The 21,467-nt window shown below is 73.2% G+C and carries 15 protein-coding genes, 1 pseudogene and 1 riboswitch; of the genes and pseudogenes, 9 read left to right on the top strand and 7 right to left on the bottom strand.

All coding sequences use genetic code 11. The annotated features are described in order from the left end of the window. Nucleotides 1-59 precede the first annotated feature (59 nt). Both GA0070561_RS09485 and GA0070561_RS09480 read left to right on the top strand, forming a co-directional pair. On the top strand, nt 60-689 hold the full coding sequence (locus tag GA0070561_RS09485) for a TetR/AcrR family transcriptional regulator (protein ID WP_091398468.1): 630 nt from the start codon (nt 60-62) through the stop codon (nt 687-689). Nucleotides 690-1,162: 473 nt separating this feature from the next. Beyond that, nucleotides 1,163-2,287: an FUSC family protein gene (locus tag GA0070561_RS09480; RefSeq protein WP_091398464.1), complete on the top strand. Its 1,125-nt coding sequence runs from the start codon at nt 1,163-1,165 to the stop codon at nt 2,285-2,287. A 12-nt stretch (nt 2,288-2,299) separates the two neighbouring features. Here GA0070561_RS09480 and GA0070561_RS09475 read toward each other — a convergent pair whose 3' ends face one another. Both GA0070561_RS09475 and GA0070561_RS09470 read right to left on the bottom strand, forming a co-directional pair. Beyond that, nucleotides 2,300-3,028: an alpha/beta hydrolase gene (locus GA0070561_RS09475; protein WP_091398461.1), complete on the bottom strand. Its 729-nt coding sequence runs from the start codon at nt 3,026-3,028 to the stop codon at nt 2,300-2,302. 91 nt (nt 3,029-3,119) lie between these two features. Next, nucleotides 3,120-4,112, bottom strand: a complete 993-nt coding sequence (locus tag GA0070561_RS09470) for a LacI family DNA-binding transcriptional regulator (RefSeq protein WP_091400104.1) — start codon at nt 4,110-4,112, stop codon at nt 3,120-3,122. A 160-nt stretch (nt 4,113-4,272) separates the two neighbouring features. Between GA0070561_RS09470 and GA0070561_RS09465 the strand changes: the two genes are divergently transcribed. After that, nucleotides 4,273-5,535, top strand: a complete 1,263-nt coding sequence (locus GA0070561_RS09465) for an MFS transporter (protein ID WP_091398457.1) — start codon at nt 4,273-4,275, stop codon at nt 5,533-5,535. Between the two features lie 73 nt (nt 5,536-5,608). Next, nucleotides 5,609-6,505: an aldo/keto reductase gene (locus GA0070561_RS09460; RefSeq protein ID WP_091398454.1), complete on the top strand. Its 897-nt coding sequence runs from the start codon at nt 5,609-5,611 to the stop codon at nt 6,503-6,505. 19 nt (nt 6,506-6,524) lie between these two features. Here the strand turns inward: GA0070561_RS09460 and ileS are convergent, their stop codons facing one another. The 3 genes from ileS to GA0070561_RS09445 all read right to left on the bottom strand — a co-directional run bounded on the left by ileS (nt 6,525) and on the right by GA0070561_RS09445 (nt 11,130). Next, nucleotides 6,525-9,671, bottom strand: a complete 3,147-nt coding sequence (ileS, locus tag GA0070561_RS09455; RefSeq protein ID WP_279616356.1) for an isoleucine--tRNA ligase — start codon at nt 9,669-9,671, stop codon at nt 6,525-6,527. Between the two features lie 279 nt (nt 9,672-9,950). Then, on the bottom strand, nt 9,951-10,613 hold the full coding sequence (locus GA0070561_RS09450) for a hypothetical protein (RefSeq protein ID WP_091398451.1): 663 nt from the start codon (nt 10,611-10,613) through the stop codon (nt 9,951-9,953). 31 nt (nt 10,614-10,644) lie between these two features. Then, nucleotides 10,645-11,130, bottom strand: coding sequence for a hypothetical protein (locus tag GA0070561_RS09445; protein ID WP_244166131.1), 486 nt, complete (start codon nt 11,128-11,130; stop codon nt 10,645-10,647). A gap of 177 nt (nt 11,131-11,307) precedes the next feature. On the opposite strand from GA0070561_RS09445, the gene GA0070561_RS09440 reads away from it, so the two are divergent. Beyond that, a complete protein-coding gene (locus GA0070561_RS09440) occupies nt 11,308-12,003 on the top strand; it encodes a VOC family protein (protein ID WP_091398445.1) in 696 nt (231 codons plus the stop codon). A 141-nt stretch (nt 12,004-12,144) separates the two neighbouring features. Further along, nucleotides 12,145-12,912, top strand: a complete 768-nt coding sequence (locus GA0070561_RS09435) for a maleylpyruvate isomerase family mycothiol-dependent enzyme (protein ID WP_244166192.1) — start codon at nt 12,145-12,147, stop codon at nt 12,910-12,912. On the opposite strand, the gene GA0070561_RS09430 is transcribed toward GA0070561_RS09435, so the two are convergent. Together GA0070561_RS09430 and GA0070561_RS09425 are read right to left on the bottom strand one after the other, a co-directional pair. Then, the gene (locus tag GA0070561_RS09430; protein ID WP_091398436.1) at nt 12,909-13,628 is read right to left on the bottom strand and encodes a hypothetical protein; all 720 of its coding nucleotides are present in this window, start codon (nt 13,626-13,628) and stop codon (nt 12,909-12,911) included. The two genes, GA0070561_RS09435 and GA0070561_RS09430, sit on opposite strands and share 4 nt — an antisense overlap. Continuing rightward, nucleotides 13,621-14,202, bottom strand: a complete 582-nt coding sequence (locus tag GA0070561_RS09425; protein ID WP_112588106.1) for an RNA polymerase sigma factor — start codon at nt 14,200-14,202, stop codon at nt 13,621-13,623. The genes GA0070561_RS09430 and GA0070561_RS09425 overlap by 8 nt, the downstream gene beginning before the upstream one ends. Before the next feature lie 128 nt (nt 14,203-14,330). Between GA0070561_RS09425 and GA0070561_RS09420 the strand changes: the two genes are divergently transcribed. The 3 genes and pseudogenes from GA0070561_RS09420 to GA0070561_RS09410 form a co-directional block, all read left to right on the top strand. Beyond that, the gene (locus GA0070561_RS09420; RefSeq protein WP_091398432.1) at nt 14,331-14,666 is read left to right on the top strand and encodes a hypothetical protein; all 336 of its coding nucleotides are present in this window, start codon (nt 14,331-14,333) and stop codon (nt 14,664-14,666) included. A gap of 354 nt (nt 14,667-15,020) precedes the next feature. Beyond that, nucleotides 15,021-15,197, top strand: a riboswitch (cobalamin riboswitch). Nucleotides 15,198-15,454: 257 nt separating this feature from the next. Further along, nucleotides 15,455-19,123 carry a cobaltochelatase subunit CobN gene (gene cobN, locus GA0070561_RS09415; protein ID WP_091398429.1) on the top strand — a complete coding sequence of 1,223 codons (3,669 nt, stop codon included), beginning with the start codon at nt 15,455-15,457 and terminating at the stop codon, nt 19,121-19,123. Then, nucleotides 19,120-21,435 (top strand): annotated as a pseudogene (locus tag GA0070561_RS09410) (magnesium chelatase subunit D family protein); the annotation flags it as partial. The gene cobN and the pseudogene GA0070561_RS09410, both read left to right, overlap by 4 nt. Between the last annotated feature and the right edge of the window lie 32 nt (nt 21,436-21,467).

The following is a 21,467-nucleotide window of genomic DNA, read 5'->3' as shown; positions in this document are numbered from 1 at the left end:
TCCTTCTACATCTGTAGAAGAGTGATACTACCTGCGGACCACCGGAAGGGAGGAGTGCCATGACGGCACGGGCGAACCGGATCGCGACGCTGACCGACGCGGCCATCGAACTGATCGCCGACGGTGGCATGCGAGCCCTGACCCACCGGGCGGTCGACGGCCGCGCCGGAATGCCGCCGGGCACCACCTCCGCGTACCTGCGGACCCGACAGGCGCTGATCGAGGCGGTCGTCGGACGGCTCGCCGAACGGGACCGGGCCGACCTGGCCGCGTACGACCTGCCGACCGGCCCGCCACCCCCGACCCCTGCCCCCCGGCTCGACAGCGGCGACCTCGACGCGCTCGCCGCCGGCGTCGCCGAGGTGCTCGACCGCTGGTTGAGCACCGGACGCAGCCGGAGCCTCGCCCGCTACGCCTGCCTGCTGGAGGCGGTGCACCGGCCCGAGCTGCGCGGCATCCTGCAACACGGCACCGGCCTGCGGGTGCAGGCCCGGGACCTGCTGACCCGGGCCGGGGCCACCGACCCCGACCGGCAGGGCGACCAGTTCGTGGCATTCGTGGACGGGCTGCTCTTCGACCGACTGGCCGGCGCGGGCGCGCTCAGCGCCCCACCGCCCGGCACCGCGGCCAGCCGTGCCGACCTGAGCGCCGCCGTCCGTACGCTGCTGCGCGCCCTCACCGGAAGCTGACCCGACCGGCGCCGGTCGGCGAGCGGGTCGCCGAGCCCTGTCGTGTGAGGGCCCGGCAGCGCGCGGACCCGACGGTGGTCGGGCCCGACGGTGCGTGGGCCTGGTGGTGCGCGGGCCTGGTGGTGTGCGGGTCTGGCGGCGCGCTGGCGCTCGGGCGGGTCGCAAGCAGCCCGGTGATCAGCTCCGACGCGTGATGGGAGACGATCGCCTCGGGATGTGGTGGGCTGCCGGCATGTGCCGTGGGCGGGCCCTTTGGAGCTGAATCGTTTGCGGCATCGAGCCTGATTCGTTCACGGCATCAGCTCCAAAGGGGGAGCGGACGGCGTGCTGCGGTGAGCCGGCGGCGTGGTGTCGAACCTTGGCGGTATGCCGGCGTGCACTGGTGACGGGTGTGGTGAGCTGGCGGCCGGGCGGCGGGCCGGGCGGCGGGGCCGGGGCGGCGGGCCGGCCGCGTGGGTGGGAGAGGTTGGGCGATGGGGCGGTTCAGCGGCCTGCGGACGGCCGGCGGGCGGTTGCGGCACGGCTGGCGGCCGGTGCTGGAGGCGACCGTCGCGGCGACCGTGGCCTGGCTGTTGGCCACCCGGTTGCTCGGGCACCCGCAGCCCTTCTTCGCGCCGGCTGCCGCGCTGATCGTCCTCGGGCAGGCCCGGGGGCAGCGCATCCGCCGGGCCGTCGAGGTGATCCTCGGGGTCGCCGCCGGGGTGCTCGTCGCGGACCTGGTGGTGCAGGCGCTCGGCCCGGGCAGCACCTGGACGGTGTTCACCGTCATCCTGCTCACCGTCCTCCTCGCGGTGGCCTTCGGCGCCACCGGCGTGACGCTGGTGCAGGCGGCGGTCTCCGCGCTCTACCTGGTGGTGGTCGCACCGCCGGACGGCTCGTTGGTGCCGTTCCGCTTCGTCGACGCGCTGGTCGGCGGCGCGGTCGCCCTCGCGGCCAGCCTGCTGGTCGACGCCCGGCATCCGCTGGCGCCGCTGGTCGCCGAGGTACGGCGGACCTTCGACGAGTTGGCCGGGCTGCTCGGCGGGATCGCCGACGCGCTGGACGACCGCGACGAACCGGCGGCGGTCGCCGCGCTGAGGCAGGCGCGGGGGATGGACGCCCGGGTGGACGGGCTGCGCGACGGTGTGCTGGCCGCCGGTGAGGCGCTGCGGCTCAACGTCCGCCGACGTCGGCACATCGGTCGGCTGCGCTCGGTGGACGAGTCGATCCGGCAGATCGACTACGCGGTCCGCAACGTCCGCGTGCTGGCCCGCGCGGGCGTGACCCTCAGCCGGCTGCACACTCCGGCCCCGCCGGAGCTGGGCGCTGCCCTGCGGTCACTGGCCGAGGCGGTCCGTCAGGCCGGTGCCGCCCTCGCCGCGGACCTGAACGGGCAGGAGGAGACCGCTGACCGACACGCCACCCGGGCCGACGAGTCGGCGCTGGCCGCGGTGCACGCCGCCGGGCAGCTCTTCGGTCCCACGCAGACCCTTCCCCTAGCGATGATCATCGGTCAGGTCCGGGCCACGGCCATCGACCTGCTGCGCGGCGTCAACCCGGAGGACGACGCCGCCGTACTCGCCCGGGTCGACGACGCCCTCGGCCTCCCGCCGGTCTGACGTCCGTACTGCTCAACGCTGGTTCCCTGCCCGGGGAGGATGGGCGTTGAGCCAGGCGATGGCGGAATCGCGGATCGGGGCGGGGATGTCGTGGCCGCCGGGGAACTCCTGGTAGGTCACGTCGTAGCCGAGATCGTGCAGGCGGGGGACGAGACGGCGGCTGCACACATCGATGGGCAGCACCCGGTCGTCGACGCCGTGCGAGATGAAGATCCGTGGCCGGCCGTGGGTGACCGGTGGCGCGGCGAAACCGGGGGAGAAGGCCAGCACCGCGTCGACCAGATCCCCGTTCGCCAGGCCCAGTGACAGCGCGTACGAGGCGCCGTCGGAGAAGCCGCCGACCGTCACGTCGGCCACCGGGTACGTGTCGAAGACGGTCGCCAACAGCCCGTCGATGCGCCCCACGTCCGCCCCGAAGCCGCCGGCGATCAGGTCCCAACTGGCCGCCGACGAGTCCGGGGCGACCAGCAGCAGGTGCTGCGCGTCCGCGACCGGCAACAGCAGGTCCAGCCCCTGTCGCGCCGAACCGCCCGCACCGTGCAGGAGCAGCACCAACCGGTACGCCGAACCGTCGGTCGCGGGCTCCGGGACGTACCCCAGGGCCAGCCGGTCACCGTCGGGGCCGGTCATCGGCACCAGCCCGGTGCGGCCCGACGCCACCGGCGGGTGGCGGCGGGCGGTCAACCGGCCGTCCCGAGGGCTCGGCGCCGGGTCCCAGTGCGACGGCGCGGAGTCGGACACGGGTCGGCGCTCCTCACGGTGGACGAAAGGTCCGACGCGGTTACCCGGCCCGTACGGGGTTAACCGTCAGCGCGCTCGGCCGAGCGTCGACTCATGCGCTGGCCCGCGCCACCAGGGCGGACGGGAAGAGGGTCACCGGTGCCGCCCGGCGCCCGTCCAGCAGGGCGGTGGCCGCGGCGGCGGCGATCCGCCCCACCGGATGACTCGCCGTGGTCAGCGCCGGGGCGGTCATCCCGGCCAACGGAATGTCGTCGAAGCCGGCCACCGCGACGTCCGCGGGCACCCGCGCACCGGCGTCCCGCAGGCCCGCGATCACCCCGAGCGCGGTGTCGTCGCTGATCGCGTAGATCGCGTCGATGTCCGGCCAGCGGCGCAGCGCCTCGCCGGCCGCCGCCCGGCCACGCGGTGCCCGGAAGTCCCCGGGAAGTATCCGCTCCGGCAGGCCGGCCTCGGCCATCAGTCGGCGGTACGTCTGCACCGGACGTTGCGCGCAGGGCAGCCACCGGGGGCCGGTCACCATGGCGATCCGGCGGCGACCCGAGGCGTACAGGTGGCGCAGCACCGCTTCGGAACCGGCAGCATTGTCGACGTCGAACGACGGCACGGTCGCCGAGCCGACGCCGATCGAGACCACCCGACCGTGCAGCGACCGCGGCACCGCCTCCAGCAGGTCCTCGGTCGTGTTGACCAGGATCACCCCGCACACGCTGCGATCCCCGTCGAGTTGGTCGAGGCTGCGGGGGTCGCCGAACGGCAGCCAGTACAGCGCCACCCCGACACCGGCGGGCGTGCACACCCGAGCGGCCGCGCCGACCACCTGGTGCACGTACGGGTCGTCCAGCACCGCGGCGCTGGTGCCCAGAACGGCCACCACCAGGCGTACGCCGCCCCCGCCGCTGACCAGCGCCCGGGCGGCCGGGTTGGGCACGTAGCCGAGCTGGTCGACGGCTGCCGTGACCTGCTTCCGGGCGGCCGGCGAGGCGAACCCCGTGCCGGCGATCACCCGCGACGCCGTGGACCGGGACACCCCGGCCACCCGGGCCACGTCCTCGAGAGTGGCCGGCCGCTGTGCCGCTGTCGTCATCGTCGCCTCCTGCGGCGGCCCGTCCGGTCGGACCAACGCCTGCGCACATCATGCCCCGGCCCGAACAGCAGCGGTAAGGGGCGGTTCCCGGTTGTGGTGGTAGCGCTCTCAGGTGTGCGATCGTGCCAGGAGATCACCCCGAGAAAGAGGACCTACCCTCGTGAGCGCCCCCACCAGTCGACCCGTAGCCCGGGACACCGCATCGCCGACCCTGCGGACGGTGCGGCTCGCCCGCAACGGCGTCGCCGTCACCTTCACCCTCAACGGGCTCGCCGTCGGCAGCTGGTTCTCCCGCGTCCCGGCGGTCCGGGAGGCACTGGACCTCTCCGCCGGCCGACTCGGGTTGCTGCTGCTGGCGATGAGTGTCGGCGCGCTGTTGGCCATGCCCACCTCCGGCCTGCTCGCCCAGCGATTCGGTGCGGCCCGCACCGTCACGATGGCCACCGTGCTGGTCGCGGTCGGCCTGACCGTGGCGGGGCTGGGCGCCACGATGACCGGGTCGTTCGCCATCGTCGCCCTGGGCCTGGTCGCGCTCGGCTACGGCTCCGGCGCCTGCGACGTGGCGATGAACGTCGAGGGCGCGGCGGTGGAACGGCGGCTGGGCCGTACGATCATGCCCCGGTTCCACGCCGGGTGGAGCCTCGGCTCGGTGGCCGGAGCGGCGCTCGGCGCCGGGGCGGCCCGGTTCGACGTCTCGGTCGGCGCGCATCTCGTCGCGGTGGCGGTGGTCGTGTTGACCGGCACCGCGCTCGCCGCCCGGACGTTCCTGCCCGTGGGCAGCGATCACACCGGCGACCCGGCGGACGCCACCCCGGCCGCCCGTCGCCGGGCGCAACTCGCCGCCTGGCGGGAGCCGCGCACCCTGCTGATCGGGCTGTTCGTGCTGGTCGCGGCGTTCACCGAGGGCGCCGCCAACGACTGGCTGGCCGTCGCGTTCATCGATGGACGGGACCTGAGCGAGGCCGCCGGCGCGGCGGTCTTCGCGGTCTTCGTGGTGGGCATGACCGTCGGACGCACCGTCGGCACCATCGCGCTGGACCGGTGGGGTCGGGTGGCGGTGCTCAGCGGCACCATCGGCCTCGCCGTGGTCGGCGCCGGCCTGGCCGTGCTGGCGGGCTCCGGGCCGGTGGCCGTCATCGGTGTCGCGCTGTGGGGCCTGGGTGCGTCGCTGGGCTTCCCGGTCGGGATGAGCGCGGCGGCCGACGACGAGGCGCACGCGGCGGTGCGGGTGAGCGTGGTCGCGGTGATCGGCTACACCGCGTTCCTCGGTGGCCCGCCGTTGCTGGGGCTGGTCGGCGACGAGGTCGGCACCCTACGCGCGCTGCTGGCGGTGCCGTTGCTGCTGCTGCCGACCCTGCTGCTGGTGCCGGTGCTGCGCCCGCCGCACTCCGCTGAAACTGCTCCGTCGGTAGTTAAAAACTAACCCACTTCGCCGCCGGGCGGTATCGGGTGCGCGGCCGACTGCGCCGCGCACCCGCACTGGTTACGGTCGCCCGATGCCAACCGATGAGATCACCGCCGCCGCGGCGGGCACCTGGACCCTGGGCGACCGCACCGTGCACCGGATGGGCTTCGGCTCCATGCGGATCACCGCGAACCCCGAGCCCGACCGGGCCGTCGCCCTGCTGCGCCGCGCCGTGGAGCTGGGTGTCAACCACATCGACACTGCCGCGTTCTACGTCTCGCCCGGCGGCACCCTGCGCGTCGGCACCGGCCCGGCCCGCTACGCCACCGAGCTGATCCGCGCGGCGCTCGCCCCGTACCCGGAGGATCTGGTGATCGCCACCAAGGTCGGTTTCGGGTACGACCCGGAGGCGGGCTTCACCGAGGCGCTCACCCCGGCGCAGTTGCGGGCCCAGGTGGAGGAGAACCTTCGCCGGCTCGGCCGCGACCAGCTCGACGTGGTGAACCTGCGCCTCGGCCGGGGGCCGGGTGCGGTGCCGGTGGCCGACCGGTTCGGCGCGCTCGCCGAGTTGCGGACCGCCGGGCTGATCCGGCACCTCGGGCTCTCCAACGCCCGGCCGGAACAGCTGGACGAGGTGGCGGGCATCGCTCCGGTGGTCTGCGTGCAGAACAACTACGGGGTGGACGCCTACCGGGAGCAGGACGCGCTCGTCCGGCTCTGCGGTGAGCGGGGCATCGCCTACGTGCCGTTCTTCGCGCTGGCCGGCACCGGACGGGAGACGGGCGCGAGCACCGCCCAGGGCGAGGCCGTGGAGGCGGTCGCCCGCGCCCACGGCGTCACCCCGCAGCAGGTACGCCTCGCCTGGACCCTGCACCAGGGCCCCCACGTGCTCGCCATCCCCGGCACCTCGGACCCGGAGCACCTGGCGCAGAACGTCGCCGCTGGAGCCCTACGCCTGACCCCGGAGGACCTGACCCGTCTGCACTGATCGTCCACCCCGTCACCGCTCAGGCCCGCACGACGTGCACCACAACCTCCTGACCGTCGCCCACAGTGCCGGAGAACCCCTCCGACAGTGCGTCCACAACCGTCAGCTGGAGCGCGAGGGTCTCGTGTGCGATGAGCTTCTGATGTGTGGAGATCGCCGCCGCGACGTCCGCGGGGGCGGCGATCGACACCGTGATCCGGTCGGAGACCTCGAAGTCGGCGTCGCGGCGGGCCTGCTGGATGATCCGGACGACGTCGCGTGCGACGCCCTCGGCTGCCAGCTCGGGAGTGATCTCGGTGTCCAACGCGATCGTCGCGCCGCGCTGGGACTCCACGACCCAACCGGTGCGCGGCACCTCCGTGATCAGGATGTCGTCCAGGCCCACCTCGACCTGCGCACCGTCGACCGACAGCGGGTACGTCCCGTTCGCCCGGACGCCGTCGACCAGGTCCCGGGGGGCCACGGCGGCGATCGCCTTCGCGACGTGCTGGGTGCGGTTGCCGAACCGGCGGCCCAGGGTCCGGAAGTTCGCTTTGACCTGCACGTCGATGATCCCGCTCTGGGGATCGAGCGGCTGGAGGACCTTCACGTTCAACTCGTCGCCGATGTCGTCCAGCAACGCCTGCGGGAGAACGGTGCCGGTCGGCAGCCCCACGAGCGCCCGGCTCAACGGCTGACGGATCCGCAGACTGCTCGCCTTACGCGCGGACCGCCCCGCCTCAGCCAACGCCCGCGCCGTGGCCACCTGGGCCGACAACTCCGTGCTGATCAGTGTGGTGTCGGGTGTGGGCCAGGTCGCCAGGTGCACCGACTCCGGAGCCGACTCCGCACCGCGCCGGACGAGCTGCTGCCACACCTCCTCCGTGACGAAGGGAATGAACGGCGCCAGTAGCCGCGTGAGAATGTCGAGGCACTCGTACAGGGTGGTGAGGGCGTCGGGGTCGCCCTCCCAGAAACGCTGCCGCGACCGCCGTACGTACCAGTTCGACAGGTCGTCGATGAAGTCGGCGAGCAGTCGGCCGGCGCGCGCCGTGTCGTAGTTCTGCATTCGTTCGTCAACGGCGGCCGCGAGGGCGTGGACCTCGCCGACGATCCACCGGTCCAACACCGGTCGCTGGGCGACCGGCTGCGCCAGGTGCGGCGCCCACGTCGAGTTCGCCGCGTAGAGGGAGAAGAACGCCGCGGTGTTCCAGTAGGTCATCAACACCTTGCGGACGATCTCGTCGAGCGGGCCGGGCCCGATCCGGCGCGGCGACCACGGTGAGCCGGAGCACGCCATGAACCAGCGCACCGCGTCGGCGCCGTGCGTGTCCATCAACGGGATCGGCAGCAGGATGTTGCCCAGGTGTTTGCTCATCTTGCGGCCGTCCTCGGCCAGGATGTGCCCGAGGCAGACGACGTTCTCGTACGGGGACCGGTCGAAGACCAGCGTGCCCACCGCCATCAGCGTGTAGAACCACCCCCGCGTCTGATCGATCGCCTCGCAGATGTACTGGGCCGGGTAGGTGCGCTCGAAGATCTCCTTGCTGCCCGGCACGTGGGGGTAGCCCAACGACGCGAACGGCATCGCCCCGGAGTCGTACCAGGCGTCGATCACCTCGGGGACGCGGGTGGCGATCTGGCCGCAGTCCGGGCAGGCGAAGGTGATCTCGTCGACGTACGGGCGGTGCGGATCCAGCTCGGACAGGTCGGCGCCGGCCAGCTCCCCGAGCTCCGTACGGGAACCAACAGCTGTCACGTGGTTGTCCGGGCATCGCCACAGCGGCAGCGGGGTGCCCCAGTACCGGGCGCGGGACACCGCCCAGTCGATGTTGTTCTTCAGCCAGTCGCCGTAGCGGCCGTGTTTGATGTGCTCCGGGAACCAGTTGGTGTTCTCGTTCTCCCGCGTCAGCTCGTCGCGGACCTCGGTCGTCCGGATGTACCAGGACGGCTGCGCGTAGTACATCAGCGGCGTGTGGCACCGCCAGCAGTGCGGGTAGGGGTGCTCGAACGGTTCGTGCCGGAACAACCGACCAGACTTCTTCAGGCGGTCGATGAGCAACGCGTCGGCGTCCTTGAAGAAGACCCCACCGACCAGGTCGATGCCGTCGTTGAACCGCCCGTTCGGGGCGACCGGGTTGACCAGCGGCAACCCGTACGCGCGGCAGACGGCGAGGTCGTCCGCGCCGAAGGCCGGCGCCTGGTGCACCAGGCCGGTGCCGTCCTCGGTCGTGACGTACTCCGCGAGGACCACCTGGTGCGCGTCCGGGATGTCCACCAGGTCGAACGGCCGCTCGTACCGCAGACCCTCCAGGGCCGACCCCGGTACGGTCGCCAGGATCTCCGCGTCGTCGCCGAGGACCCGCTGGGTCAGCGGTTCGGCGACGACGAACGTGCCCTGCCCGGTGCGGGCGACGGCGTACGTCACAGCGGGATGTACGGCGACGGCGGTGTTGGACACCAGGGTCCACGGGGTGGTGGTCCAGACCAGCAGATCGACGCCGCCGTGGCCGGCTACGTCCCCGCGCAACGGAAACCGCACGTACACGGAGGGGTCGGTGACGGTCTCGTACCCCTGCGCCACCTCGTGGTCGGACAGGGTCGTGCCGTCGCGGGTGCAGTACGGCGCGACCCGGAAGTCCTCCACCAGTCGCCCGCCGTCGTGGATCTGCTTCAGTGACCACCAGACGCTGTCCACGTACTCCGGGGACATGGTCTGGTACGGATGCTCCAGGTCGATCCAGTAACCCATACGTTCGCTGAGCTGGACGAACTCGTCCACGTGCCGCAGCACCGAGGTGCGGCACAGGGCGTTGAACTCCGCGACGCCCATCTTCTCGATGTCGGGCTTGCCGCTGAGCCCCAGTTCCTTCTCCACCGCGAGCTCAACGGGCAGGCCGTGGCAGTCCCACCCGGCACGGCGCGGCACCGAGAAGCCCCGCATCGTCCGGTACCGGGGAAAGAGGTCCTTGAAGACCCTCGCCTCGATGTGGTGGGTGCCCGGCGTGCCGTTGGCGGTCGGCGGCCCCTCGTAGAACACCCACGGCGGGCCGTCGGCCGTCTGCTCCAGACTCCGGTTGAACACGTTGTTGGCCTGCCACCAGTCGATGACCGCACGGTCCATCCCACCAAGGTCGATCTTGGTGGGCAGTGGCACGAATGGTGACTTCAACGGACCGTCCGGCACCGACGTTCTCCCTACACTCCACGTCCGCTCGCGCGGGCATCAGCTCACTGCCCACGCGGGGACGAAGTGCCGGGCGTATGGCCAGGACTCCGCGGTACCACCCCGCTTGCGCCTCGATGGTGCAGGCGCCGCTCAATTTCGCGACGTGACGTGCCGCTACGTCCGGTTCTACTGGGGCGGCGGAGCTGCCCGTTCTTCCGGAGGCTCCCCGGTGATGGCCGGATCGGTGCCGATGCCGCCCAGCATAGCTGTCCGTGCGCGGAGCCCGTGGCCGGAGCGCTAGGCGTGCAGCCAGATGCGGAGAGGGCCGGTGGTGGTGAAGCCGGCGGAGAGCGCCGGCGTCAGGTCCGCTGTGGTTTCGTAGCCGACCAGCGGTGCGTCGGGCACTGTGGCGCACACCGCGCGCCAGATGTCCCGGGAGCTGTCGGTGCGGGTGAACAGGTTGGAGACGCCGTACGGGCCGTCGCCGCTGAGCACCGCTCCACCGATGATCACGCCCTGGTCGTCGCGGCGGGCGAGAACCCGTACCCGGGGGTCGGCCAGGAGCGCGGGGCGGAACAGCTCCCCACCACCGTGGGCCGCCGCCCAGGCCGCCAGCTCGTCGGGTGTGGTGACCGGGGCCAGCGGTGTGTCGACAGGTGGTGCCGACGGCGGCCGGTGGATCCACTGGGCGTCGAAGAGCACCCGGAACCCGTACCCGGACAGGTCGAGGTCGGCGAAGCTGTCCTTCACCGACGCGCCGGGCCCCGCGTCGATCCGGGCCAGCAGGGCCTCGGCGTCGACGCCCGGCCGCACTGTGACCGCGTCCGGGTACCACTGTGGCGAACGGTGGGGGACCGACCAGGCGTCGGCGTCGGTACGGCCGGTCAGCCCCTGGCTGCCGCAGACGATGTCGCACCATTCGGCGTTGTTGCGGGCCGCCGTCCGCACGTCCTCCAGCACGCCGGGCAGCCTAGCCGACCGGGGCACTGGCTCAAGGGGCGTAGACCAGGTCCATCGTGTCGGTGTGCCCGGACCAGCGCAGGTCGAGGCGCCAGCAACCGGCCTGCGGCAGGTCGATGATCGACGGACCGGGGCCGCCGGCGACCTCCCGGATCACCCGGGTGTCGGTGCCGTCCAGCCTCGCGGTGATCACCAGGGTTGCCGGTGCGGTCGGGTCGGGCGAGGTCGTGGCGGCGCGAGCCACCCAGAGGATCTTGTTGTTCGACCCGTCCGTCCGGACCTGCCGCAGGGGATGGGCGAACAGCACCGCCACGATGTCACCCTTCGCGCCGAAGACGTGCGGAACCCGCGCGTCCCCGCTGAACCCGGCGTCCGCCCAGTCGGGCAGGGACCCCGTCTCGACCCGCGCCGCGCAGGCGGTCGCGGTGCTCGCCGTGGTGGCCGCACCCGCCGTCGGCGCCGCGCCGCTGGTGGTGGTCGTGCACCCCGCCAGCAGGACCACCGAGGATGCCAGCATCAACCTGCCCCAGGAACCCATCTCGCCCCTTCCGGTATGCGCCGAGGACTCGTCGCACCTTTCCGACACCGCCCAGGCCCGCCGGGTTCCTAGTGCTCTGACCGGAAACGTTTACCGGCTTGGCCGCGGCGAGGCCAGAGGGGGCCGACCCTCACGGGCGCATGTGAGGATGCGTGGGTGGAACAGACACTGGGTCGGCAGGCGGCCTCGGACGCGGTCAGTGACCAGGGATGGCGGTACTTGCTGGGCGCGTTGCGCACGTCGGTCCGCGTCGGCTCATTGGTTCAGGCAACCGAGGTGGCGGCGCGTGTGGTGGCGGCGTGCGGTAGCGACGCCGACGGGCACCTACGCGCTGATATCCGGCCAGAGCGGGTCGTCCTGACCCTGCAGTCGTCGGATCGGGCGGCGCTCACCGCTCGCGATATCGATCTTGCGCATCGGATTTCCGCCGCCATGCGGAACGTCGGGCTACGGACGGAGCCTGAGATTGGTACGGGAGCGCCGCGGTCGGTGCAGCTCGTGGAGATCGCTCTCGACGCGCTCGACATCGCAGCGGTCCGGCCGTTCTGGAAGGCCGTGCTGGGCTACACGGACGAGGCGGGAGCCGACGGTCCCAAGGACCCGATCGTCGACCCGGTCGGACAGGGTCCGGCGCTGTGGTTTCAGCAGATGGACCAGCCACGCCCGGACCGGAATCGCATCCATCTCGACATTTGTGTCCCGCACGACGAGGCACCACGGCGGATCGAAGCCGCGCTGACGGCCGGTGGCCGACGTGTATCCGCGTCCCATGCTCCCGCCTTCTGGGTTCTCGCCGATATCGAGGGTAACGAGGCTTGTGTGACGACCTGGCAGGGCCGGGACGACTCGTAGACCGGGCTGACCGGCCAGGAACCACTGCTGTCCTGAGGCGTAAGTCAGGACGGCGCCGGGCGCTCGGCTGCCGACGCGTTCGTCCGACAAATTCGCTGTCCGGTGGCCGGAGCGTAGTGGTACACAACCGAAGTGCAGAACATGTTGGATTTCCCCGAGGTCCTGGGGCTGATCGAAGATCGCTCGGCCGCGGTCCGCGCCGCGATCGCGTCCGCCCCCGACCTCGACGTCCAGGTCCCGACCTGTCCGGACTGGACGCTGCGCGAACTGGCACAGCACCTCGGCGACGGCCGCCGCCGCCAGGCCGCCGTCATCGCGGCGGGCCCGGGCGCTGAACCCCCGGCGAGGACGGACCCCCAGGGCGCCCCGACCGCGCCCCGCGACCGCGAAGCCCTGGACGCCTGGCTCGCCGAGTCGACCGAGCTCATGCTCGACGCGATGCGCGCGGCCGGCCCGGACCGCGGCTGCTGGACCTGGTGGGGCCGCTCGCAGGCCCCGCAGACCAGCGGAGCTGTGGCCCGCCACCAGATCCAGGAGTTGGCCGTCCACACCTACGACGCCCAGCTCACCCAGGGGGCCGCACAGCCGCTGCCGACGGACGTCGCGGTCGAGGGCGTCGACGAGTTCCTGACGACCGTCGCGGCGACGACCGTCCCCTGGCCGTTCAAGCCGGCGACCATCGACCTGCACACGACCGAGGGCCGCTCCTGGCGCCTGACCCTCAACGCCGACGGCGTCCGCTGCGACGACCTCGCCGCCGACGCGGAGCCGGGCGACATGGCGATGCGAGGCGCAGCGAGCGACATGGTCCTCTACTTCTACGAGCGCGTCCCGCTCGACGACCTGGAGACCACCGGCGACATCCAGCCGATGGAGCAGCTCGCAGACTGGGACCCGAACGCGTACTAGGCCAGTGAGCGCGCGATCTCGATCGCCTCGGCCTTGGTGAGGGTGCCCTCAAGCCGGTAGCTCACGTCGTCGTCCTGCCAGATCAGGGTCGAGCCGGCAAGTCGGGCGGTCTCCCGGCGGATCCCGCCCGCCCGGTCCACGTAGGACAGGACGTGCGGGCCGTCGACCCAGACAGCGAAGTCGCCGTTGACCTGGACCCAGTTCGCGCCCGGCGGAGTGACCTCCTTGTGGAAGGCCAGGTCGAGGTGACCGTCGAACGCGTCGACGCGCAGCGCGCCCCCGTCGTAGAGCAGCGTCGCCACCCGGTACCGGCCCGTGGCGTCCGGGTCGGCGACCAGCACCTGCTCGGGCGTGCCCAGCATCGCCGGCAGGCGGATCGGAAACCGCACCGACCGTTGGGCCTCGTCCAGGGCGACGGCCCGCTGCCCGGGCAACGGCGACGCGGTGCTGCCGGGCGGCGTCGGGGCGGGTGAGGTGGCGATGCTGACCCCGGCGAAGCGCAGCAGCCCCGTGACGACGTCGGCGATCGCGGCCCGCGTCGGCGGCAACACCGCCACCAGCAGGGCGACGAGCGCCACCACGGCGAGCGACCGCCACCGGCGCCGCCGGGGCGCGGGCGTGCCGAGTCGTACGCGGACGCGGGCGGTCACGTCGGGCGGATCCGGGGTGTCCAGCCAGGCGGACAGGTCGCGCAGTTCCCGTTCGAGGTCACCCATGCCGGACCTCCTCACGGTCGAGCAGGCCACGAAGCTTCGCCAGCGCCCGGGACGTACGCGACTTCACAGTGCCCCGGGGCCAGCCCAGAGCCGCCACCGTCTCCTCCTCGGTGAGATCGAGGAAGAACCGGCAGACGATCACCTCGCGGTCCCGTACCGGCAGTTGCCGCAGGGCCTGCACCAGCGACGCCCGGCGCTCCCCGGCGAGGACCGCGCCGACCGCGTCGTCCTCGGCGATCTCGGACGTCGGGTCCGCTGCCGCCGCCCGCAGGACGAGCCCGTCGCGCCGGCCGCGGGAGCGGTGCAGGTTGCGGGTCTCGTTCGCGACGATCGCGAGCAGCCACGACCGGAAGGACGCGTCACCCCGGTAACGGGACAGCTTCCGGTACGCCTTCACAAACGCCTCCTGGATGACGTCCTCGGAGTCCGAGCCCGCGCCGAGCAGCACCGCGGTCCGGTACGCGGACGCGGTGTGCCGGGCGACCAGGAGGTTGTACGCCTCCAGGTCACCTGCCCGAGCGCGGGTGACGAGCGCCTCGTCGTCCAGGGGAGCCTCCGTTCGGATCACACTCATGACACCGCCCACCCGCCGGGGGTTCCACACGGATTTCCCAACGCAGGTCAGCTCTCTCCCATCCGGCGTGCAGCGTATTGCCAGGAACCGGTGCTGCACTGGAGGGACGTCGAGGAGAGGGGCGGGGCATGAGCTGGTTCAACCGCCGGTCACGGGGTGCCGAGGCGACCCCGACGAAGCTGGACCGGGAGGCGACCCGCGAGGACCTCGCGGCGCTGGAGGCGTTCGTGGCCACCCGCCGCGGGGTGGAGTTCTACCTGGAGCCGGAGACGACCGCGACGGACACCACGGTGGTGGCGATCGCCCACGACGGCGAGTGGATCCGCCGCCGTACCGGAACGCCCCGCGCGGCCGGGGGCATCGCCCGCAAGCACGCGGTGCCGCTGTACGAGGCGGCGCGCACCGGCTACCCGGAACGGATGCGGACCTGGAGCCGGGCCCACCCGGAACGCCACGCCCGCTGATCGGGGCGTCGACCGGTGTCGGTCGTCGCGCGTGGCGTGTTCGGTCCCGGGCATGTGCCGTTCGGCGCCTTTGGAGCTGAATCGTTGGCGACATCGCCGTAGGTCCGGACCTGAAGCCGAGGCGCGGACCGGGAGTCGAGGCGGCTGAATCGTCTACAACATCAGCTCCAAAGGGGCCGCGTGAACACTCCGCCCCCTGCCACGGGGCCAGTCCGCGTGGCCGATCAACCAGTTCGCCCAGCCCGCCATTGCGGCGAGAGGCATCCCCCGCGCGCCGATATTTTCGCAGGTCAATGTGGTGAGCGTGGTCGGGTGGGGGTGGGGTCCGCGTTGACCGGCGGCGCGACGGTGTGGCAGCATTCGCGGCCTGACGGCAGTGAAGGAAGTCGGTGCGAATCCGACGCGGTCCCGCCACTGTCACCGGGGAGCGATCCCCCCTCGTGAGTCACGGCCGTGTGTCTGCGGTTGGAAGGCCGGGGGAGAGCGTCGATCCGGAAGCCAGGATACTTCGGCCGTCGGGACGTACCCCAGGGCGTGGACACCCGAGGAGGACCCGATGACGCACGGCGTCTCATTCATCGACGATCATCGTCGTATAGCGCTCCAGGCAGTGCATTCCAAGGACACCGGCCACCGGCACCGCTGAGCTGATCGCTCGCGCTGACCGGCCCCGACCCATGCGTTGGTGCGCCGTTCGCTCGGGCCGTCGTACCGGCTGACGCCGCACCCACCCGCATCGCCCCGGTCGCCCCCGTGAGGGCCCAGGGCGTCACTTTCCGGAGCCTGCCGTGCGCATTCTGCTGCTGTCCACCGCCGACACCGACCTGCTGGCCGCCCGCGCCAGCGGTGCCGACTACCGGTTGGCCAACCCCTCCCGGGTCGCCGCCGAGGAGGTGCCCGCCCTGCTCGACGGGGTCGCCCTCGTCGTCGTACGCCTGCTCGGCGGGCGGCAGGCGTGGCCGGACGGCCTCGCCGCGGTGCTCGCCACCGGCGTGCCGACGGTCGTGCTCGGCGGCGAGGCGCTGCCCGACGCGGAGCTGATGGCCATCTCCACAGTGCCGTCCGGGGTCGTCACCCAGGCGCTGGCGTACCTGGTGGAAGGCGGCCCGGACAACCTCGGGGAGTTGGCCCGGTTCCTCTGCGACACGGTGCTGCTCACCGGCGAGGGGTTCGCCGCACCCGCGCCCACCCCGGCGTACGGCGTGCACGGCGAACACCCCGCCGAACCGGACCGGCCCACAGTGGGGATCGTCTTCTACCGGGCGCACGCCCTCGCCGGCAACACCGACTTCGTCGACGTGCTCGCGGACGCGGTCCACGAAGCCGGCGGCAACCCGCTGCCGATCTTCTGCGGCTCGCTGCGCGGGCTGACCGCGGGCGCCGGCCCACTCGGGCTCTTCGCCCGCTGTGACGCGCTGCTGGTCACTGTGCTCGCGGCCGGCGGTGCGGTCGCCGCGGACGCCTCCGGTGGCGGCGACGAGGACGCCTGGGACGTCGGCGCCCTGGCCGCCCTGGACGTGCCGGTCATCCAGGCGCTCTGCCTCACCAGCACCCGCGCGCAGTGGGCCGACAGCGACGCCGGCCTGTCCCCACTGGACGCCGCCATGCAGGTGGCCATCCCCGAGTTCGACGGCCGGATCGTCACCGTGCCGTTCTCGTTCAAGCAGATCGACGCCGACGGGCTCTCGGTCTACGCCGCCGATCCCGAGCGGGCCGCCCGGGTCGCCGGGATCGCGGTGCGCCACGCCCGGCTGCGGTACGTGCCGCACGCCGACAAGCGGGTCGCCGTGGTGCTCAGCTCGTACCCCACCAAGCACTCCAGGGTCGGCAACGCCGTCGGGTTGGACACCCCGGCCTCGGCGGTCCGGCTGTTCGCCGCGCTGGCCGAGGCCGGCTACGACCTGGGTGACACGCCACCGCCCGACGACGGCGACGCGCTGATCCACGCGCTGATCGCCGCCGGCGGTCACGACGTGGAGTGGCTCACCCCGGAGCAGTTGGCCGCCGCCGAGGCCCGGATACCGGGGCCGACGTACCGGCGCTGGTTCGACCAGGTCCCGGCCGAGCTGCGCGGGCGGATGCGGGAGCACTGGGGTGAGCCGCCGGGCGAGCTGTACACCGAGGGCGGCGACATCGTGCTCGCCGGGCTGCGCTTCGGCAACGTGGTGCTGCTGATCCAGCCGCCCCGCGGCTTCGGGGAGAACCCGATCGCCATCTACCACGACCCGGACCTGCCGCCCAGCCACCACTACCTGGCCGCGTACCGCTGGTTGACCGCGTCGGTCGCGGACGGCGGCTTCGGCGCGGACGCCGTGGTGCACCTGGGTAAGCACGGCACCCTGGAGTGGCTTCCCGGCAAGGGCCTCGGCCTGGCCGCCGACTGCGCGCCCGACGCGGTCCTCGGCGACCTGCCGCTGGTGTACCCGTTCATCGTCAACGACCCCGGCGAGGGCACCCAGGCCAAGCGGCGGGCGCACGCCGTGGTCGTCGACCACCTGGTTCCGCCGATGGCCCGCGCCGAAACCTACGGCGACCTGGCCAAACTGGAACAACTGCTCGACGAGTACGCGACAGTGCAGGCCCTCGACCCGGCCAAGGTGCCCACCGTGCGGGCCCAGATCTGGGACCTGGTGCGCGCCGCCGAGCTGCACCACGACCTGCACGCCGAGGCGATGCCCGACGCGGACGACTTCGACGACTTCGTGCTGCACCTCGACGGGTACCTGTGCGAGGTCAAGGACGTGCAGATCCGCGACGGGCTGCACATCCTCGCCGACGCGCCCACCGGCGAGCCCCGGGTCAACCTGGTCCTCGCGGTGCTGCGCGCACCGCAGATCTGGGGCGGCGCCCGGGCCCTGCCCGGCCTGCGACAGGCTCTCGCCGTCGCGTACTCCCTCGACGAGCAGGAGCTGCTCGCGTCGCCGGGACAGCGACTGGCGCTGCCTGCGGCGCTGACCGAGGTGGTGGACGGGCCGGCCGGCACCGCTGCCGACGCGATCGACCTCATCGAGGCCCTCGCGCGGCGGCTGGTCGTGGGCATGGAGACCCTGGACTGGGCCGTGGACACTGTTGACGCCGTGGTGAGGGAGGTGACCGGTCGGTCGATCCCGGACGTCGCCGCGGTGCTGCACTTCGCCGCCACCGAGCTGGTGCCCCGACTGGACCGGACCACCGACGAGCTGACAAACACCCTCGGGGCGTTGGACGGCAGGTTCGTGCCGGCCGGCCCGTCCGGCTCACCCACCCGGGGCCTGGTCAACGTGCTGCCCACCGGCCGCAACTTCTACTCCGTCGACCCGAAGGCCATCCCCAGCCGCAACGCCTGGGACGTCGGGGTGGCCCTCGCCGACTCGCTGCTGGCCCGGCACCTCGCCGACACCGGGGCGTACCCCCGCTCGGTGGGCTTGACAGTGTGGGGCACCAGCGCGATGCGGACCCAGGGTGACGACATCGCCGAGGTGCTCGCGCTGCTGGGCTGCCGGCCGGTCTGGGACGACAGATCCCGGCGGGTCACCGGAGTCGAGGTGGTGCCGACCGCGGAGCTGGGCCGCCCGCGCGTCGACGTCACGGTGCGCATCTCCGGGTTCTTCCGCGACGCGTTCCCGCACGTGGTGGCGCTGCTCGACGACGCCGTCCGGCGGGTCGCCGCCCTGGACGAGCCGGACGAGGAGAACTACCTGCGGGCGCACGTCGCCGCCGACCTCGCCGAGCACGGCGACGAACGGCGGGCCACCGCCCGGATCTTCGGCTCCAAGCCCGGCGCGTACGGCGCTGGGCTGCTGCCCCTGATCGACGCCCGGACCTGGCGCAGCGACGCCGACCTGGCCGAGGTGTACGCGGTGTGGGGCGGCTACGCGTACGGCCGGGGCCTGGACGGGCGGGAGGCGCGCGCCGACATGGAGCGCTCGTTCGCCCGGATCGCGGTGGCGGTGAAGAACCAGGACACCCGTGAGCACGACATCGTCGACTCCGACGACTACTTCCAGTACCACGGCGGGATGGTGGCGATGGTCCGCCACCTCACCGGCACGTCACCGCAGGCGTACGTGGGTGACTCGGCGATGCCGCACGACGTGCGCACCCGCACGCTGGGCGAGGAGACCCGGCGGGTGTTCCGCGCCCGGGTGGTCAACCCGAAGTGGATCGCCGCGATGCGCCGGCACGGCTACAAGGGCGCGTTCGAGCTGGCGGCCACAGTGGACTACCTGTTCGGCTACGACGCCACCGCCGGCGTGGTCGACGACTGGATGTACGAGCACCTGGCCGCCGCGTACCTCTTCGACGAGACCACCCGGGAGTTCCTGGAGCAGTCCAACCCGTGGGCGTTGCGCGGCATCACCGAGCGGCTGTTGGAGGCCGCCGACCGGGGGCTGTGGGCCAAGCCGGAGCCGGCCACCCTCGACCGGCTGCGCGACACGTACCTGGCCAGCGAGGGCGACCTGGAGGACCGGGCATGACCGCGATCACGACCTACCCGTTCAGCGCGGTGCTCGGCATGGCCGACATGCGGCTGGCGTTGCTGCTCAACGCGGTCTCCCCGGCGATCGGCGGGGTGCTGGTCCGGGGTGAGAAGGGGACCGCCAAGTCCACCGCCGTGCGGGCTCTCGCCGCACTGCTGCCCCCGGTGCGCCGGGTGGCCGGCTGCCGGTTCGGCTGCGACCCGGCCGAGCCCGACCCGGCCTGCCCGGACGGCCCGCACCCGGCCGACGCCGCCGCCGAGACTCGTCCGGCCCGCCTCGTCGAGCTGCCGGTGGGCGCCGCCGAGGACCGGGTGGTCGGCGCACTGGATCTGGAGAAGGCGATCGGCGAGGGGGTACGCGCCTTCGAGCCGGGCCTGCTCGCCGCCGCGCACCGGGGTGTGCTCTACGTCGACGAGGTCAACCTGCTGCACGACCACCTCGTCGACCTGCTGCTCGACGCGGCGGCGATGGGCCGCAGCCACGTCGAGCGGGAGGGCGTCTCGGTCAGCCACGCGGCCCGGTTCCTGCTGGTCGGCACGATGAACCCGGAGGAGGGGGAGCTGCGCCCGCAGCTGCTCGACCGGTTTGGGCTCACCGTGGAGGTGGGCGCCAGCCGGGACCCGGAGATCCGGGTCGAGGTGGTCCGCCGCCGGCTGGCCGCCGACGCGGACCCGGTCGGCTTCGCCGCCCGCTGGGCCGACGCCGACGCGGAGATCGCCGGCCAGGTGGCCGCCGCCCGCCGCCGACTTCCCGGGGTACGACTGCCGGACGCCGCGTTGCGGCAGATCGCCGAGGTGTGTGCGGCGTTCGACGTGGACGGGATGCGGGCCGACATCGTCACCGCCCGGACCGCCCTCGCCCACGCCGCCTGGCACGCCCGGGACCGGGTCACCATCGACGACGTCCGGGTGGCCGCCCGGCTGGCCCTGCCACACCGCCGCCGCCGCGACCCGTTCGACACCCCCGGGCTGGACGAGAAGCGCCTCGACGAGGCGTTGCAGCGCGCCCAGGACGCCCACCCCGACGACCCGGACGACGCCGGCCCGGACGACGCCGGCCCGGACGACCGCGGCCCGGACGACCGCGGCCCGGACGACCGCGGACCGGACGACCGCGGACCGGACGGCGGCCCGCAGAGCGGTGGCCCGGCCGGTGGCGGCGGCCCGAACGGGGGTGGACCAAACGAGGGCGGCCCGAGTGGCGGCGGCCCACAGGGCGGCGACGGCGGCGACCACTGTGAACCCGGGACGACCGGACACTCGGCGGCGCGTGACGGCGCTGGCCCCGACGGGCGCACCGACGGCCCGGACGGCACCGACGCCTGGCCGCAGCGCCAGCCGGGCGACCGGGGCGACGACGACGGCTGGCCGCAGCGCCAGCAGGGCGACCGGGGCGGCGACGGCCAGAACTCGCGCCCGCGCGGTGGCCGGCAGTCGGCGACCGGTGCCGACGACCCGACCGGCGGCGGGGAGTCCCAGCCGGTGGTCGTACCCCGGGGTGGACTGAAGGCGCGGGTGCTCACCGCGCCCGGCCTGGGTGACGGGGTGCCCGGCCGACGGTCGCGGGCCCGCACCGGACGGGGCCGCACCACCGGCGCCCGGGTGCCGGCGGGTCGGGTGAGCGCGCTGCACCTGCCGGCCACGATCCGCGCCGCCGCGCCGCATCAGGCGGCCCGGGGCCGACTCACCGGTCCACTGCGTCTGCGCCGGGACGACCTGCGCGAGGCGGTTCGTGAGGGACGCGAGGGCAACCTGGTGCTGTTCGTGGTGGACGCGAGCGGCTCGATGGGCGCCCGGCAGCGGATGACCACAGTGAAGGACGCGGTGCTCGCCCTGCTCACCGACGCGTACCAGCGGCGGGACAAGGTCGCGGTGATCGCGTTCCGGGGTGCCGGCGCCCGGACCCTGCTGCCGGCGACGTCGTCGGTGCTGGCCGCCTCGACCCGGCTGGCCGAGCTGCCCACGGGCGGGCGCACGCCGCTGGCCGAGGGGCTGCTCGCCGCCGCGGAGCTGTTGCGGGTGGAGCGCCTGCGCGACCCGAAGCGTCGCCCACTGGTTCTCGTCGTCACCGACGGGAGAGCCACGGCGGGCACCCGCCCGCTAGACCGGGCGGCAGCAGCCGCGAAGGTCCTGGCCGCCACCGGCGCCGCCTGCGTGGTCGTCGACTGCGAATCCGGCCCGGTCCGCCTGCACCTGGCGAACCGCCTGGCCACCCAGCTAAAAGCCCCCCGTCACCAACTAGAAGACCTAACCCAAGCCCCCGCCCCCGCCCCCGCCCGAGGAGATCTTGGAACGAAACGGCCCCTGGAAGGGCGGCTTCCTTCCAAGATCTCGACCGGCAC

The organism is Micromonospora saelicesensis (assembly GCF_900091575.1).
GTDB lineage: Bacteria > Actinomycetota > Actinomycetes > Mycobacteriales > Micromonosporaceae > Micromonospora > Micromonospora saelicesensis.
This window is presented reverse-complemented; position numbering and strand designations above follow the sequence as displayed.

Excerpts from the sequence above, each read along its gene's own strand:
- GA0070561_RS09445 (WP_244166131.1), bottom strand. The coding sequence starts at position 11,130 with ATGCTGGCATCCTCGGTGGTCCTGCTGGCGGGGTGCACGACCACCACC.
- GA0070561_RS09460 (WP_091398454.1), top strand. The coding sequence starts at position 5,609 with ATGCCAACCGATGAGATCACCGCCGCCGCGGCGGGCACCTGGACCCTG.
- GA0070561_RS09425 (WP_112588106.1), bottom strand. The coding sequence starts at position 14,202 with ATGAGTGTGATCCGAACGGAGGCTCCCCTGGACGACGAGGCGCTCGTC.
- GA0070561_RS09470 (WP_091400104.1), bottom strand. The coding sequence starts at position 4,112 with ATGACGACAGCGGCACAGCGGCCGGCCACTCTCGAGGACGTGGCCCGG.
- GA0070561_RS09435 (WP_244166192.1), top strand. The coding sequence starts at position 12,145 with ATGTTGGATTTCCCCGAGGTCCTGGGGCTGATCGAAGATCGCTCGGCC.
- GA0070561_RS09480 (WP_091398464.1), top strand. The coding sequence starts at position 1,163 with ATGGGGCGGTTCAGCGGCCTGCGGACGGCCGGCGGGCGGTTGCGGCAC.
- GA0070561_RS09485 (WP_091398468.1), top strand. The coding sequence starts at position 60 with ATGACGGCACGGGCGAACCGGATCGCGACGCTGACCGACGCGGCCATC.
- GA0070561_RS09430 (WP_091398436.1), bottom strand. The coding sequence starts at position 13,628 with ATGGGTGACCTCGAACGGGAACTGCGCGACCTGTCCGCCTGGCTGGAC.
- GA0070561_RS09420 (WP_091398432.1), top strand. The coding sequence starts at position 14,331 with ATGAGCTGGTTCAACCGCCGGTCACGGGGTGCCGAGGCGACCCCGACG.